At 61.6% G+C, this 15,023-nt stretch carries 14 protein-coding genes; all 14 read right to left on the reverse strand.

Translation table 11 applies throughout. From position 1 onward, the window contains the following. Positions 1-104 precede the first annotated feature (104 nt). The gene (locus tag MacB4_RS04210; protein ID WP_206864937.1) at positions 105-713 is read right to left on the reverse strand and encodes a putative colanic acid biosynthesis acetyltransferase; all 609 of its coding nucleotides are present in this window, start codon (positions 711-713) and stop codon (positions 105-107) included. Between the two features lie 58 nt (positions 714-771). Further along, positions 772-1,530 (reverse strand): class I SAM-dependent methyltransferase, encoded by a 759-nt coding sequence (locus tag MacB4_RS04215; RefSeq protein WP_206864586.1) that lies wholly within the window; start codon positions 1,528-1,530, stop codon positions 772-774. Positions 1,531-1,651: 121 nt separating this feature from the next. Beyond that, positions 1,652-2,737, reverse strand: coding sequence for an exostosin family protein (locus MacB4_RS04220; protein WP_206864587.1), 1,086 nt, complete (start codon positions 2,735-2,737; stop codon positions 1,652-1,654). A gap of 21 nt (positions 2,738-2,758) precedes the next feature. Then, positions 2,759-4,042, reverse strand: coding sequence for a glycosyltransferase family 4 protein (locus MacB4_RS04225; protein WP_206864588.1), 1,284 nt, complete (start codon positions 4,040-4,042; stop codon positions 2,759-2,761). A 124-nt stretch (positions 4,043-4,166) separates the two neighbouring features. Further along, entirely contained in the window at positions 4,167-5,015 is an 849-nt protein-coding gene (locus tag MacB4_RS04230; RefSeq protein ID WP_206864589.1) for a bifunctional 2-polyprenyl-6-hydroxyphenol methylase/3-demethylubiquinol 3-O-methyltransferase UbiG, read from the reverse strand. Positions 5,016-5,077: 62 nt separating this feature from the next. Continuing rightward, the gene (locus MacB4_RS04235; RefSeq protein ID WP_206864590.1) at positions 5,078-5,899 is read right to left on the reverse strand and encodes a glycosyltransferase family 2 protein; all 822 of its coding nucleotides are present in this window, start codon (positions 5,897-5,899) and stop codon (positions 5,078-5,080) included. 219 nt (positions 5,900-6,118) lie between these two features. Then, complete coding sequence (locus tag MacB4_RS04240) at positions 6,119-6,460, reverse strand: transposase (protein WP_370569417.1); 342 nt, start codon at positions 6,458-6,460, stop codon at positions 6,119-6,121. Then, the gene (gene ltrA / locus MacB4_RS04245; protein ID WP_206863265.1) at positions 6,461-7,954 is read right to left on the reverse strand and encodes a group II intron reverse transcriptase/maturase; all 1,494 of its coding nucleotides are present in this window, start codon (positions 7,952-7,954) and stop codon (positions 6,461-6,463) included. 297 nt (positions 7,955-8,251) lie between these two features. Next, complete coding sequence (locus MacB4_RS04250) at positions 8,252-9,376, reverse strand: IS1380 family transposase (protein WP_242529327.1); 1,125 nt, start codon at positions 9,374-9,376, stop codon at positions 8,252-8,254. Next, positions 9,373-9,831 (reverse strand): hypothetical protein, encoded by a 459-nt coding sequence (locus tag MacB4_RS04255; RefSeq protein WP_206864591.1) that lies wholly within the window; start codon positions 9,829-9,831, stop codon positions 9,373-9,375. Before MacB4_RS04255 ends, MacB4_RS04250 begins: the two co-directional genes overlap by 4 nt. A gap of 33 nt (positions 9,832-9,864) precedes the next feature. Continuing rightward, positions 9,865-11,067 carry a glycosyltransferase gene (locus MacB4_RS04260; RefSeq protein ID WP_206864592.1) on the reverse strand — a complete coding sequence of 401 codons (1,203 nt, stop codon included), beginning with the start codon at positions 11,065-11,067 and terminating at the stop codon, positions 9,865-9,867. Further along, positions 11,064-12,590: a hypothetical protein gene (locus MacB4_RS04265; RefSeq protein ID WP_206864593.1), complete on the reverse strand. Its 1,527-nt coding sequence runs from the start codon at positions 12,588-12,590 to the stop codon at positions 11,064-11,066. Before MacB4_RS04265 ends, MacB4_RS04260 begins: the two co-directional genes overlap by 4 nt. Then, on the reverse strand, positions 12,587-13,726 hold the full coding sequence (locus MacB4_RS04270) for a glycosyltransferase family 4 protein (RefSeq protein WP_206864595.1): 1,140 nt from the start codon (positions 13,724-13,726) through the stop codon (positions 12,587-12,589). The genes MacB4_RS04265 and MacB4_RS04270 overlap by 4 nt, the downstream gene beginning before the upstream one ends. Before the next feature lie 79 nt (positions 13,727-13,805). Continuing rightward, on the reverse strand, positions 13,806-14,981 hold the full coding sequence (locus tag MacB4_RS04275) for a glycosyltransferase family 4 protein (RefSeq protein WP_206864596.1): 1,176 nt from the start codon (positions 14,979-14,981) through the stop codon (positions 13,806-13,808). Between the last annotated feature and the right edge of the window lie 42 nt (positions 14,982-15,023).

The raw sequence follows: 15,023 nt of genomic DNA on the forward strand, positions 1-15,023 counted from the left end.
GAGCGGCGCGTTTCCCGTCGGTGTTGAGCCCCCTTGATCAGGGGATGCGGCGGAGGATTCTTCTCGATCCCTCATCGCCCAGGCCAGCCCGAACCGATGCCTGTCTATCCTCCGGATGCTTCTCTTCTTGGCCCCGACTCACCCGCGCAGCCACTCCGCTCCCGCCTGCGCCGGGGGCGCGCGGGGTTCCCGTAGCAGATCCATCCGGAAGGTAAATCGGCAAAAACGCTGCTTCGGGCTCCAACCACCGCGCCGGAGCCGATCCGCACTCCGGGCGCAACGAAGACGTCCGTGGCCAACCATACTCCGTCCTCGAGGTGAATCGCCTTGCCGAAAATCGGAAAATCCGGCTGCTCCGGGTCGTGGCTCCCTGCACAGAGATAGGAACGCTGGGACACCACCGAGTGCGCGCCGATCTCGATGGGACCGAGGCTATAGAGGACCGCCTGATCTCCGATCCAGGAGTAATCTCCAATAACGGTCTTCCACGGATAGACGATCTCCGCCGTAGGACGGATCCGCACGTGTTTGCCGATCCGAGCTCCAAACAGCCGCAACAGCAGCCTTCGCCAGGGATAGGCAAATTGGGGAGAGAGCCGAAAGAGAGTCGCCTGGACAATCCACCAGAGCTGCACGAACCACCCGGGCCGGCCGCGGAACCCGGGGGGGAGCCGGAATTGATCGAGCCGTTGCCACGGTCCGACCGACGCCATTTCCATTTTCTCGGTGGTGGGCGGAGAAAACGCCGCTTCGTCCATCGCCATCTCCTCCTTAGCTTGACTTCGGGGACAGCGGCCCCGAAGCGGGCCTTCGTTGCGCAAAGACAAACAAGGTGACGGCCAGAAACGAGGGAGCCCATCGCTGATAGAAGCTCCCCATCCGATAGGCAAGGCGCGAAAAAGAGAGATAGGCGGGCTCCGCGTTATGGCCCAGGACCTGTCCCTCGAATCCAGACCGGGCCAAAGCCGTCCGCAGGGCGGGAATCGTGTTGCAACGATAGAACGTCCGCCAAGCGGAAATCTCCTTTCCCTCCGGCCGTTCTTGAACCTGATTGCGCATGCTCTTATGCCAACGGTTGGGAATCAGGGCCGAACAGAGCCCAAAGTAGCTCCAGAGGTTGGGAGTCCTCAGGCAGAGGAAGCCTTCCGGCCGCAGCACCCGCGCGCTTTCTGCAAAGAAATGGCTCGGCTCCTCCAGATGCTCCACCACCCAGTCGGCCAGGAGCAGATCGACGGACCCGTCCTCGAGCGGCCACCGCGGCCCCTCGATGCGCCGGAACTCGTCGACCAGAGGGTTTTCCGCTCCTGCCGGATCCAGATCCAGACCGATCACATGCCGGGAGGGGCCACGCAGCATGCGAAGCTTCCTCCGCACCTCTACCGGGTCGCGAGCGCCTTCCCCTACTCCGCAGCCGACATCAGCGATCTCCCGACAAGAAGGGAGCAGTGCCTGAATGCGAAGATAGAAGGCCAGCGTCCCGTCGACGGCCGTAAACCCTCCAAAGAGACTTTCGGGGTAAACCTTTTCCATGAGGCTTCCCCGATCCAGGGAAAGCTGACGAGGCCATTGACTCATTCGATCCTCTTCACTCCTTTCTCCTACCACGATTGCGTGCGCCTACGCCATGTCAGGCCAGCACCCTGCTGAGCACCTAGCGCTCGCCCTTCTCCTTGAATCGCGGCCCGCCTCGCCAAAGGATCGATAGTCCGCGTTCGCGGACTCCGCGATTCGCCCGGTCAAGGGCGGCGCCCAAGGAATGGTGGCGCAGCAGCTCCACTCTCCGACGGACGTCGTGGCCAAGCCCCGAGCGAAAACGCCACCTCTCGACGAGCGACCGCTCCCATTCTCCGGCTAAGCCCCGAAGGACAAACTCTCCCACCTCCCTTTGCAGCTTTGCCTTGTAGAAGCGCCACCATTGGCGGATCTCCCTCTGAGAGGCGTCGAGAGACGCGGGATCGGAAGCGAGCCTGCGCATATAGGACGCCCCCTCCCCCCAGCTCCTCACCGAAGGCAGCGGGTTTTCGCCAAGCAGCGACCGAAAATAATCGAAAGCGAACCGATGCTCGACGATCGGGATACATCCTGCTTCCAATGCCTCATAAACCCGAAAGGTCTCAAGGACGACATTGCCCATCGGGCAGGGGCAGAATGCGGCGTCCCGAAGCCAGCTGAGATATTCTTCTCGTGAGAGAGGGGGACTGCCGCCGGGTTGGCTCAGCCGGACCTGGTTCGGAACCACATGCACAAGCTCGGCAACCATCTGATGCCGTGCCCAGTTCCGGTTTCCGGCAAAGGTCCAGATCGACCGCCTTCGACTGGCGGGATCCGCCTCTTCCTTTTCTTGGGTTCCATTGGTCCAACCTAGCGGGACGACGCAAATGCCCGGATGGGCAAAGAGGCGCGCATGATAGTTCCGGAGGATAAAGCGAAAATGCCGATAGGCTTCGTATCCACCGCAAAACCATTCATCGGAGAGATGGAAGAGCCCGATTCGAGGCAGGCTCGAGACCTTTCGGAGAAAGGCGGGATCGAGTCGATCCAAGGGATGCACGTTGCTGCTCAATACCAGGAGCGAATTTTCCTCGAGCGGATCGAGATCGGGGATTCTCCGCTCGGTGAGACGCCAACCCGAAAAAAGAAAGCGGATCCACTCCTCTTCCAGAACCCCGGTTTGACACCAGAGAAGGGTCAGCGAGGGGGGCGCTTCGTTCCTCTCCTTGGCCATTCTCGTTTGCATAGGGACTCACAAGATCTTCGTTCAGGAGGTTGGTTCGGCTCCGATCGGGCCGCGGCTTCTTGCGGAGCGCGGCCGCTCCTTGCGCTTGGCGAGCGCATCCAAGACCCGCCTGCCATACGTCTCCCAGGAATAGGCCTTCTCCACCTTCTTTCTCGCCGCTTCCCCCATCCTCCGACGGAGGCCAGGATCTTCTGCCAGATGGATCAATGCCTCCCGGAGGGCGGCTCGATCTCCTGCCGGCACCACGAAGCCTTCCACGCCCCCCTCGAGGATCTCTCCCGAACCGGCATGGGTCGTCGTGACCACCGGCAGGCCACTCGCCATCGCCTCCAAGACCACCAAGGCACAGGCGTCTTCTAACGTGGGCAGAACGAAGAGATCGGCTTGACGCATCTGCGCCGCCACCCTCTCAGGCAGCCCGGCTCCCTCGTACTCGACATTCTCCGGTAGATTCTCCAGGACCTCCGGGCTGACGACCGGTCCCAGCAGCTGGAACCGAATCGGCATCCCGACCAGGGAGCGAGCGGTTTGGAGCAGAAGAGGGATCCCTTTCCGGTGCGCCATCTGGCCGACATAGAGGCAGCGCACGAAAGAATCGCCCCTTTCGGGCTTCCGGACAATCGGATGGAAGGCGGACAGATCGACTCCATAGGGAATCTGTTCGATCGCCTCCTCCGGAACTCCTCTTCGTCTAAGCTGTTCGGCAACGAAGCGGGATGGGACAAGCACCATGTCTGCCGCCTCGAGCTCAGCCTCTACCCGGCGAGCCACCCATGGAGGAACCAGCTCCTGATGGGCAGCGCCCCGCAGACCCGCTAGCTCGCGCAAGTAGCGATTCTGGTCTGCTGGATGGCTATTCACGAAATTGAGGCAGCACAACAGGCCGCGGCGGCGAGCCTCGCGGAAGCTCTCCCAACTGGCCGCGTACATTCCAATCAGACAATCGGCGGCTTGCCATGGCAGGCGAGAGGCTACCCCCTGCGCAAATCGCTTTTTCACCCAGTACATCATCGCATTGGATACCGGCGGCAACTTGCGGCCGACCATCCGTCGAGCGAGGACATGCAGGAGCTCCTCCGGGCTTGCCACGGTCCGAATCCTGCTTGCCGAAATACCCGGAAAGGCCCTCCTCCCCAACTCCGCTCCGATTTTCCGACCGAAGACGGGGAGCCGGGAAGCCCAGGGCTGGGCTCCGGCGAAATAGAGAGTGGTGTAGAAGCATTCGAGGGAGCTCTCCCCATCAGCGGCCCGCGCAATGGCAAGGATCGAATTCTCCCGATAGGGAGTGGTGACGACAAGGCTCATTGGCTTTTGACTCCGTGCTTGGTCCGCCTTCTTCCGCAGCGTCTTCGCACCACCTCCCGATCCAACGAATAGAGCGATGATGCTTGCTCGTCCCGGCTTCGGCGACTCTCCGCTCCTTCTTCTATCACGCCGCATCCGATGGGGCTGCAGCGCCATCCTCCGGAAGCCCAGGAGGTGGCGGGGAGCCCGGAGTCGGATAGCGCGGCTTGTAGGCGACCAGCCCGATGCTGAAAAGGGGCCAGTGCAGCAAGGAGCTGATCCACGGATCGCAAAGGGCGATCGCTGGCCGAAACGGGAGAGCGACTCCCCACCCTAGCCAGGGATGGAGAGAGCCGACCTTCCGCATCAGGGCCGTCACCTTCTGGCTACACCATCCGCTGCAGTAAGAGATCTCCTCGACCCACAGGCCCGCCTCCCGGCAAAGCTCCCGCAACATCGTCGGGGTATATCCCCTCCGCACATGCCAACCCAACTCCTCCCGCTGAAAGGGTCCATCGTCCTCCCTGCTGATTGCCCGATAGAGAAAATTGGGGGTCGTCAGCAGGAGCCGACCCCCCGGAACCAGGCATGCCGCCATGGACCGGAAGAGAGCGGCATCGTCCAGAATGTGCTCCACCGCCTCTAGACAGAGCACGACGTCAAAATGGCCTTTCCACGGTTTCTGCTCGTGGAGGAGCCGAGCATCCCACACCAGGAACTTTGCCCTCTTCGCGCCCGAAAGATCGGCTCGGGCGGCCGCCGCGTCCAAATCGGCCTTGCTCCAGCTCATCCCGAGCGCCTCGTATCCGCGCAAGCTTGCGGCGATCGTAAATGCTCCGCTTCCGCAACCAACATCGAGCAGCCGTTCCCCGTTGGCGGTTCGAGGAAGCCGCCGGCAGAGCCAGCGCCACCGGTCCCAGACCAGCGTGTCCCCGTGCAACAGCCCGGCCCGATACCCCAGCATATGGAACAAGAGATGACGATCGATTCGCATTGGTGCTCCCACTTTCTTTCGCCATGCATGGCCTGGCTCGCCAAGCCGCCCCAGCGCGGCTCCTACCCCTCCCGATAGGGACGCCACGTTACCGCTCGCCCCCGTAGCGAGAGAGAGGCCGGGGGTGGGCCATACCGGCCCCGCAAGAAGTCGATGAGCGCACGCGCCCGCCCAAGCCCGAACTCGCCAACGCGATAGTTCTTAGTATCGATACAAAGGAGACGCACCGTGTTCAGCAAGAAGAGCGACGCCCGAAGCCCCGCTGCGATCGGTCCGCCGTACCGCAGGGCCAGGAAGAGCGAGTTTCGGCCATGCAGGTAGGAATAGATCAGAGAAGGAGCTACCCGGCCCGGGTTGTCCACCGTGGCCCCCCAGACGAGGACGACGCGCCACCCCGCACGGCTCGCCCGCAATCCAAAGTCGTACTCTTCCCCGTAGCAGAAGAAACGCTCGTCGAAGAACAGGTCGAGATCTCGGATGCAGCGCCTTCGGACCGCAAAGAGGGTCGCGTTCGCAAAGACCACGTCCTTCTGCTCTCCCTTTTTGCCGGCTTGGCAGCGAATGCTCCTCGGCCCGCGAACCGGAGAAAAGTGAGGATAGACCGGAGAACTCTCCGCATCCTGATCTGGGCATGCGATCCCGATCGACGCGTCGGAGAGCATCGCCTCTGCGAGCAATTCCATGCAGTCGTTCCGAGGCATGACATCATGCGAGGCCAAAAAGCAGAACTCATCTTCGGAGGGTTCCGCAAGCCACCGCCGAAGCAGGACATTGAGCGCTCCTCCAAATCCCCGGTTTTCGGGAATCTCGACGAGCTCCACATCTTGCGGCAAGCCGCGGCGGAGCTGCGCTCGCTTCTCCGGCTCCGAGCCGTTATCCGCCATTTCTCACCAACGCGAGCTTTCGCGCAAGAAAGGAAGGGCCGAGTCGATTGCGAGGATGTTCGGCGAGGAAAGGGTCTTCGTGAGTGGGGATGGAGCAAGATTTTTGCTCGATTTGGCTTAATGCGAGCTCTGTAAAGGGCAAAAATCCGCTTTGGGAACAAGGCTCCGCCCGATGGGAGGCTCTACTGCAGGGGGAAGCGCTCTGGTTTTCAGGGATGCTCAGCAACGCAGCATCTGGAAGACGTGGGTGAAGAGGTGCTTCCAAGGATAGGCGCTGCTCATCGACAAGAGGACGCGTCGGACGCTGACACGGACCAGCGTGCCGATCTTGACGAGCTTGAGCCGGAGGGTGTCGACCTGGGCGTTGGCCCACTCCGTTCCTTGCAGAGCCAGCCGTCGCAGCGCTTCGACCAGGGCATAGGCCAAAGCCGAAAAGTAGAGGCGAAGCTGATTGCTGGCCATTTGCGCGGTCGAGAGGCGCTCGGCAAAGAGGTAGAGCTGTTTTCCCGGTAGGGACGCTCCTTGCGGAACGCCCCCCGGACAGATCCGTGCAAGCCCGATTCAGGCACACGGCTCCCACCTTGGGTGCTTGACGGCGAAGCGACGCTCGGGCCAAGGATGCAGAATACGCGGTGGTGGCAGCCAGGCATCAACGAGTTTGGGCATTTGCTTCCAGGTCAACTGACCGCGCTGGCCACGCCGTGACAACGCGCGCTTCCAGAGCTGTGCAATGCGAACCCGAAACAGCCGCAGCGCCGGATAGTTCGTCGGCACTGCGTGGTATGCATAAAAGCCCCTGACCACCTGCGCCAGCCATTTTCCTTGATCAGGAATCGGCTGGTGCCGCCTTCGCTGCAATTCCTCTTTCACGCGCTGTATCGTGCGCTGCAGACGGTCGCGGCGGGTTCTTCGCAGAAGTTGGAAGCCACCCGTGCGCTTCTGGCCACAGATCATGGTAAAGCCGAGAAAGTTGAAGGTCTCCGGTTTGCCCCGACCACGTTCTTTTCGATTGAGAGCCGCAAAACGGCCAAACCGAATGATCCGTGTCTTGTCCGGATGCAGTTGCAGCGAGAATGCCTTCGACCGCGTCCCCATCTCCGCCAGAAACCGCTGGGCATCGGCTTCATACTCAAAGCCGAGGACACTATCATCGGCGTAGCGCACTACGATCATGTCCCCGCGGGCGTGGCGTTTCCGCCACTGTTGCGCCCAGAGATCGAACACGTAATGCAAATAGACGTTGGCCAACAGGGGCGACACCGTCGCACCCTGAGGCGTGCCTGCTTCGCTCTCCGTGACAACCTCCGCCTCCAGTACTCCCGCCTTCAGCCATTTGCGGATCAGACGGAGGATGCGCTCGTCGCCGATTCGATGCTCCAGGAAACGAATAAGCCATTCATGACTCACCGTGTCGAAAAAGCTTCGATAATCTGCGTCGAGTATCCAGTTCACCTTCCGTCGTTGAATGCCGGTTGCCAAAGCATCCAGCGCATCGTGCTGACTGCGCTTCGGCCGGAATCCATACGAGAACCCGAGGAAATCTTCCTCGTAGATCGCATTCAGCACCGCCACCACCGCCCGCTGGAGGAGCTTATCCTCCAACGACGCGATGCCCAACGGCCGCTGCCGCCCATCCGGCTTTGGAATGTACTTCCTCCGGCTGGGCAGTGCCCGGTACGCGCCCCGACGAACCCGATCATGCAGACCTTGCAGATTGCTCTCCAGGTTTGCCTCGTAGTCCGACCATCTCACCCCGTCCACTCCGGGAGCCGCGTTGCGCTTGAGTGCGTAAAACGACTGACGGAGTAGATCGACGCTGATATGGTGGAGCAGCGCAGTGAACCGTTCCTTCTTCCTCGCCTTTGCTACTTGCCGTACACGCTCCAGCGCCTGTGACACGCGAACCCGGCCCTGAGTCCGGTCCGTGCTTTGCTGATGCGTGTTCCCCTCGGTCCTCGCCCTTGGCTCCACCGGCTCCGCCGCCGGTTTCCCGGCCTTGTTCGTCGGCTTCTCAGCTACTATGGCGAGGTCAGACTTCTTGGGTCCGTTCATCATCGGCTTTGGCTCCTCACCTTCCCGATGCGGACCGGTAGTGCTTGCCGGTCAGGCCCAAGATCTCCCGGTTCCCGTACGAAGAGCGTGCGCACATGCCAGGTTCTAAAGACCACGCCGAACCGATCGAAGGCTCGCGTTATCGCCTCCGGCCGTGTTGCCTTCCACGTCAAAGACCGTGTCAGCGTTCGGAACATAAACCATTTTCGCGGCTCCATGGCTGGCCTGTGCGTACCCTTGTCAACGCTTCACCGTTGTCCTCACGGTCAACGGCGCATGACTCAGGGCCACTGTGATTCGCTATTTCTTCAGTGTAGTGGACTTGCACCACCTACTCTTCGCCGGTTTTGCCGGCGCACCCTTGATCCGATTCTCCATCTCTCCGCGCGCGCAGTAGAGCTTCTCGTAGAGGGCCTGGGCGGGCCACTCCTCGGTGGAGAGAGAGGTGACGACAAAGCGCGGATTCTTTCCTTTCTCCAAGTACTCAGCTATGGAGACCACTCGGCGCTCCCTCGACCAGCTACTCAAGGTGCGATAGGCAAACTCGGAAAAGACGCGAGCCGGTTTGCCCGTGGACTCGTGCAGACGACGGGCCTGCTTCATCGACGCCTCAATGGGTCGGCACAAGCGCTCGTTGCGAATCAGGCCGAAGAGGAAGTCGACCTGATTGGCTTCGCACCAGGCCATGATCTCTTCCCGGCAGAAGCCCGAGTCGGCCCGGAGCACGATCTTGACCTCGGGCCAATGGGTGCGGAGTTGTCCCACGATCCGGATGATCTCGGCAAGGGATCCCTCCGCCGCATCCTGGTTCGATGGCCGAAGCCGCACGCCGAGGAGCTGATCTTCGGCGAAGATGTAGAGCGGCAAATAACAATACGCATCATAATAGCCATGGAAGAAGCGCTCGGGCTGATGGCCGTAAAGAGGGATGTCGGTCGCATCCAGATCGAGCACCACCTCCTTGGGAGCCTGGGGATGCGATTCAAGGTAGAGATCGACCAACAGCCGGTCGATCGCTTCGGCCGAGTAGTCGATCTTGTGGTAGCGTTCGCTTCGACCTACCAGTTCCAGGCGGTTGAGCGTACTCTTGCCCGCCAGATCCGCTTCCAGATCCCTTTTACCGCTTAGGAGAGCCACCAAAGGATCGGTACGCAGCTGCTCGTGGTCATTGAGATCCTCGTAGCCCAGCGCAATCCCGAAGATGCGCTGCGCTAGCATCTCCCGCACCCGATGCACAATGCGCCCCGGATGGCGTCGATCCCGGAAGCAACGCTCCAGCCGTCTTAACAACCCGATCTTCCGATCCGCTTCTCGTAAGAGGATCGCGCCCCCATCACTCGAAACCCGACCCGCGGTAAATCCCGCTTCCACCCGACGCGAAAAATGGGCTGTAAATCCAAAAGTCTCTTGGCTACACTCTGTCATCGAAGGCCGCTTTCCTTCCTGGTTGTAATAACGTATCGTTCACGCACTTTATACCAGGGAAAGGCGGCCTTTCCTATGCTCTTTTGCAGGCTTTTTGCTTCCCGTTTTGGTCGGCCTTCGTGAGAAATGGCGGCTAGCCGTACCGTGATCTTCTCCTGCCACTCTGGGTAGTTCTCGACCGTGACGACAAAGCAGCCGTGGGCGGCAAAGAAGATGGTCGATCCTCCGCCTCCAAACTCGAAAACCTTCATTCCCGGACGAAGGCGCCTGGAGAGCCAATCGATGCAAGAGTAGGAAATCCATGGCAGACCCAAGGCGAGCGTTCCCTTCCCATCGAAACGATTGCCCAGATACCGGATCCCGTCCTGCGGGCGCTCGAGGAGCTGGATCGCGGCGAGCAGCATGCGCGTTCCCCGGCTCTTTCGAATCAGAGTGACCTTCCACGCTGCGTCCATTGGCTTTCTCTCCTCCTCCTCTTTTTGGATGCTTCATTCCGCCCGATTGCCTCTCCCCTCGCCCGTTCCGGATCCGCGGGCCGGCCCCGAAAGGCGTTCATAAAAGGAGAGCAGATCGCCCCGCACGGCTTCGCAGGAGTACCGCTCCGCAAAGAAGCGGCGTGCGTTCCGGGACATCCTCTCGCGTAGCTCCGCATTCCCCAGGATTTCCAGCATTCGCCCGGCTACTCCATCCAAATCTTCCAGGCGCACGAGGCATCCTGCTCCCGCCTCGACGGCCGCCCCGACATTGGCTTCGGCGGTGATCAGGATGGGCACTCCGGCACCGAGCGCCTCGATCACCGCCATGGGCAGGCCTTCGTTGCGGGAAAGCGTGACAAAGAGAGAAGCCGAACTGAGAAGAGCCCACTTTTCCGCGTCATACACCGGGCCGACAAAGTGCACATGGGCTTTCCCTGCCATCTGGGATGCTTGGGTTCGTACCCATGCGCCGTAAGAGCCCTGGTCGGGTCCCGCAACGACCAGATGCACATCGGGCCGACTCCGGTAGACGCGCTCAAAGGCGCTGAGAATCTCAAGGACTCCCTTCTGCGGGCTGATCCGCCCCAGGAAAAGGATCACCGGCCCATCCCATGAGATCCTCGCCGCACCCCGTTCCTTTTCTTCCTGGGAGAGGGACGGAATCCTGACGAAGTTGGGGATGACGACCGATCCGGGATGCGGAGGAAGGGCGCAGAGCTCTTTTTCCTCCTCGACCAGGAAGCGGATCGCGGCTGCGCGCCGCCACGCCTCTTCCAGCAGGAGCTTTTGAAAGAGAAGCTTTTTCCAGAGTTTTTTCTTCCGATCCTGTCGAGAGGCTTGCCCATGCGGCGTGAACACGTAGGGGACTCCGCTCTCGAAAGCGGCGCGCGCGGCGGCAACAGCCACATCGAGCCAGACTCCTTGAATATCCAGGAGGTCGTAGTCGCGAATGTGGCTCCGGACCCAACCGATTAGCTCCGGAGAACGATACATCCAGCGGTTCCATCCGTTTCCCACGGGGAACACCGAACAGCTGGCCCGCGCATCGAGCCGGGCTCTCTCCTCGTCCCGGCTCGCTCCAAGGTCGGTCGTCAGCACCCGCAAGCCCCACCCCGCCGAGCAGAGGAGCTCGCTCAGGGCCGAAACGGCGCTCGCCAATCCTCCCGAGCTCCGCGCCAGAAGGGGAGCCAGCACGAGGACCCGAGGGGGCCTCACGGAACTTCCGCCCTCCGTTTCCTCTCGACGATCATCCGCAAAGCGCCGCAGCTCACGATCAAGATCGCCAAGATGACGAGGCCGGCTTGATAGGTCGTTACCGCTCGAAGCTGCATCTGGAGCAGCAGCAGGAGGTAGGCGTAGCAGAGCATGGCTCCCTCCCTTTTGGGAAGCGGGTAAAGGGGGCCGAGAAGCCAGCGGGTTCCCAGCCCAAAGACGAAAGCCCCGACGAACAGGCCGCTCAGCCCTCCGGCCCCGACCAGATCGCCGACGATCGAGCGGCTGGCCCACCAAGAGCGGGTATCATCGCCCAGGTCGCGCGGATCGGGTTTTCCCGGCCAAAAGACCCTGGGAACAAAGGTGATGGCCACAAATTTCCCAATCTCACCCGCAGCCCAGAGAAAACCGATCGGTCCCTGGTGAGACTCCACTCCCCCATCCCGCTCCAAGGAGTCGACCAAATTCGCGATCCAGTAGAGATTGTCATCCCGCTTGGATCCCCCAAGCTCGAGCTCGGGCCTTTCGATATCCTGGGCCGCTTCCCATCCGTAGCCCCTCACCGACACCATGAAATCGGTCAGGGGAGTCAGCACGATGAGTCCGGCGAGCGTCCCGGCCAGAAGCCGCCGGAGATTGCCGCGCCGTTCGATGAAGCGCACCATGAGAGGCAAGCCGATCGCTTGGAGAACAGAGCCGCGCGCTCCCTCCAGGACGAGCGTCACCAGATTCAAGGCGACAACGCCGGCCAAGATCGCTTTCCTTCCGAAGGAAAGGTCGGAGGTCCAAGCCCGCATGGCGCAAAAGGGGACCAGGAGAAAGAAAGTCTGGGTAAAGAAGAGCAGGCCTCGCCAGTCTCCGACCGGTCCCGAATGCAATTCGTTCCCCTCGAGCCCGACCGACCGGGACGCAAGCAGATCCTCCACAACTAAGGCAAAGTTCCCGTTGGCCAGGAGCAACCGCTTGGCATACTCCATCCCGAACGTCAGCAGCGCCGCCCAAAAGTAGAGGCCGGGCTTCAGGCTAAAGTCTGCCCAGCGGAGCAGGCCCGCGAGCGGGCTCCGCTTCGGACGAAAGGCCGACCAGCCCAGGAAGGCGAGGGCGACGAAGAGCGCACCCAGCGTCTCCGAGAGAAAAACCACTCGAAGGGGAAATCCCTCCATTCGCCGGAGCAGGGCCATATCGAGGACGAAGAGATAGATGCAGCCAGCGCCCAGCACGACGCCGGGGCTCACCAACGCCCCCGGGTCCTTCCAGAGAGCAGCTACGATCCCCAGGCAAATGGCCGCCAGGGTGCCCACTCCGATCGCCTGTGCCAAGCCTTCGGACGGCCCCACGATCCCCTCGAGCAGCCAAGCGCCGAGCACCACCGAAAGGACTCCCGCCGCTATCCAGACCCCCCAGAGTGAAGGAAGCTCCGGAATGGGAGAGTCGGGCCGCCCTTTCGCCCTCCCCTCCCGGAAAGCAGCCGGGTCCCGATGCGCCTGCCCTCGAATGACCCTGGAAAACGCCGGCTGCACGCTCATCCGCCTCGAGCCTCGCGCGCGGCGCGGGCTGCACTCATGAGCCCTTTCGCCCATTGCTGCGGGCCGAAGCCCTGAATGATCCGCTCCGATTCCTTCCCCAAGGCCCTGCGCTCTTCCTCGGCCATCGAGGCCACCCGCATCAGGAGCGCCGCCAGGCCGTCGGTGTCGCCCGGGGAAAAAAGGAAGCCGTTTGCCGAGCCGACGAGATCGGGAGCGGACCCGCAGGTTTCCGATGCGACGACCGGCAGCCCGGCGGCCATCGCTTCGTTCACGACCAGGCCCCAAGGCTCGATCGTGCTGGGAAGAACCAAGCCATCGGCAAATGCGTAATAGGGCGGGAGATCCGAAGTCGGGACAAATCCCCGCACCAGCACCTCCGGGATCCGATGCTCCTCGATATGACGCTCGAGATCCGCGCGCTGGGGACCATCGCCCAAGAGAAGCAGGCTCCTATCCCCCCCCCGGTCTCGATAGGAGCGGTAGGCTCGCAAAAGACCAAAGACGTTTTTTTCAGGCGCCAGCCGCCCTACGAAAACAAAATAGCGCGGCGGAAGCCCGAGTCGTTTCCGCCAAGTTCCTTCCTCCGCGCGAGCTCTGCTGACACCCGAGGCAAAGAAGTCGTTATCGACGATGGAGTGTGGTCCCCAAATTCGATCGGAGGGGATACCCAATTCGACGAGATAGTCGCGATGCGCGCGCCCGCCGACGAACCCGGTGTTGTACAATCGGGGAACGATCGACCGCTTGAGCGCTTCCACGAAAAAATTCCGCTGCTTGTCGTGTCGCGTTGTCTCAAAGAGCAGGACGCTCCCCCGCCGCCTCCGCAAGGCCCACCATGCTGGCGCGCGAAGGACACCCCAACCGTATCCGGCCGTTGCCACTACATCCGGCGCAATCCGGTCGAGAAACTCCCTCATGCGGGAGCAGGCTTCCTTGTGGTCGATCTGCTCGAGCGCCCCCGAGCAAAGGCTGAACAAGGGAATGCCCCGTTCCTCGCTTTCGCCAAGCCACGGATGACTCTTCTGGTTTTGGGAAAGCTCAAGAAAGACCGGGTCGACGCCGCCCTCGTTCAAGAGCGCCCGCGCCCTTGCCATGTGATAGGGCCCGAAATGGGCATAGAATACCAGAAGCTTCATTGTCTTGCGAATGGCTCGATCATCGCCGGAGCTCTGCTTTTCGACCCTTCCTTCTAGCGATCCTTCTAGCGATCCACCTCTAGCCTTGTGTGGCTCCACCCATCAATCTTCCATAGGCTTCCCCGAGGAGCCTCGCATAATTCTCCCAGCCGAACGCGCGTTTCGCTTCCCGCGCCGCCTCCTCTCCCATCCTTGCGAGGAGCGTGCGATCACGATACAGGCTCTCCAGTGCCTCCCCAATCCGCTCCGGAGAACGAATCGGAACCACGAAGCCGGTGCTCTTCGGGACGATCATATCGGCCGCACCCGTATTTTCCGTTACGATCACCGGAAGCCCGCAAGCCATCGCTTCCAAGCAAACCACCCCAAAGCCATCCTCGATCGAGGGGAGAACGAAGACCGATGCGCTCCGATAGTAGCAGGGAAGCTCGCCGTTGGCGATGAAAGGGATATGCTTGTACTGCCCCTCGTACCGCCTTAATGCGCGTCTCATCGGTTCGCTCATGGTTCCGATGAGGAGAAGCTCAGCATCCGGCAGTCCAAGCAATCTCCAGGCCTCGAGCAGGTCGATATGCCCTTTTCTTGGGGAGATATGAGCGACGCAGAGAACGCGAAAGGGAGCGCGGACCGGCCGCTCTCGAGATCCCGGCGTAAACCGGGCCAAGTTGACCCCGTAGGGAAGAAGGTGGATGCGTTCCTCGGGGAAGCCGTTTTGAAGAAAGGAGCGCTTGAGCCATCGGGAAGCGATCAGCAGATGATCGACCGATTCCAATTCCTCCAGCAACCGCTCGTTGCCCGATCGCACCTTGTCGCCGGAGGCAAACCCAAGACGGTCTTCCTCCTCTTGCAGGAGGGCTGCCAACGCGCGGGGATGCGCGTTGACGGCTTCGCCGAGGAGAACGCTTCCCTCGGCCTTTCCCCTCCGCAGGATGCGCCGTGCTGTGCCGTGAAGCAGGAGGTGCCAAAGAGGAGCGGGCGTCCACGAACGAAGTACTCCCGCCTCCCACCAGTCATGGAGGGAGGGAAGAAGCCGCTGCGTCGGCGCCTCTCCGAAGAGGCGAGCGCTGGCCCGCATGAGGTACTCCTTTCCCCACAGGTTGACGCCGACGCCCGGGCGGGTAGGGAAGAGCTGCGGGCCGATCCGGTGCGAGTAGTAAAAACGGTTGAGGACCTCCCATTCGGCTAGATACGGCGCGTAGTTATGGAAGTGAAATCTTCCGCAAACCCCTAAATTGACCCATCCGCGATGCCGCATAGACCGCGCTATCCTTACTGGACAGGGCAACGAAGGCCAAAA

Source organism: Methylacidimicrobium sp. B4 (genome assembly GCF_017310545.1).
Classification (GTDB): domain Bacteria; phylum Verrucomicrobiota; class Verrucomicrobiia; order Methylacidiphilales; family Methylacidiphilaceae; genus Methylacidimicrobium.

Coding starts and splice junctions, on each gene's coding strand:
- MacB4_RS04250 (WP_242529327.1), bottom strand. CDS start 9,376: ATGACAGAGTGTAGCCAAGAGACTTTTGGATTTACAGCCCATTTTTCG.
- MacB4_RS04230 (WP_206864589.1), bottom strand. CDS start 5,015: ATGCGAATCGATCGTCATCTCTTGTTCCATATGCTGGGGTATCGGGCC.
- MacB4_RS04215 (WP_206864586.1), bottom strand. CDS start 1,530: ATGGAAAAGGTTTACCCCGAAAGTCTCTTTGGAGGGTTTACGGCCGTC.
- MacB4_RS04225 (WP_206864588.1), bottom strand. CDS start 4,042: ATGAGCCTTGTCGTCACCACTCCCTATCGGGAGAATTCGATCCTTGCC.
- MacB4_RS04270 (WP_206864595.1), bottom strand. CDS start 13,726: ATGAAGCTTCTGGTATTCTATGCCCATTTCGGGCCCTATCACATGGCA.
- MacB4_RS04210 (WP_206864937.1), bottom strand. CDS start 713: ATGGCGTCGGTCGGACCGTGGCAACGGCTCGATCAATTCCGGCTCCCC.
- MacB4_RS04265 (WP_206864593.1), bottom strand. CDS start 12,590: ATGAGCGTGCAGCCGGCGTTTTCCAGGGTCATTCGAGGGCAGGCGCAT.
- MacB4_RS04235 (WP_206864590.1), bottom strand. CDS start 5,899: ATGGCGGATAACGGCTCGGAGCCGGAGAAGCGAGCGCAGCTCCGCCGC.
- MacB4_RS04275 (WP_206864596.1), bottom strand. CDS start 14,981: ATGCGGCATCGCGGATGGGTCAATTTAGGGGTTTGCGGAAGATTTCAC.
- MacB4_RS04255 (WP_206864591.1), bottom strand. CDS start 9,831: ATGGACGCAGCGTGGAAGGTCACTCTGATTCGAAAGAGCCGGGGAACG.
- MacB4_RS04220 (WP_206864587.1), bottom strand. CDS start 2,737: ATGCAAACGAGAATGGCCAAGGAGAGGAACGAAGCGCCCCCCTCGCTG.
- ltrA (WP_206863265.1), bottom strand. CDS start 7,954: ATGATGAACGGACCCAAGAAGTCTGACCTCGCCATAGTAGCTGAGAAG.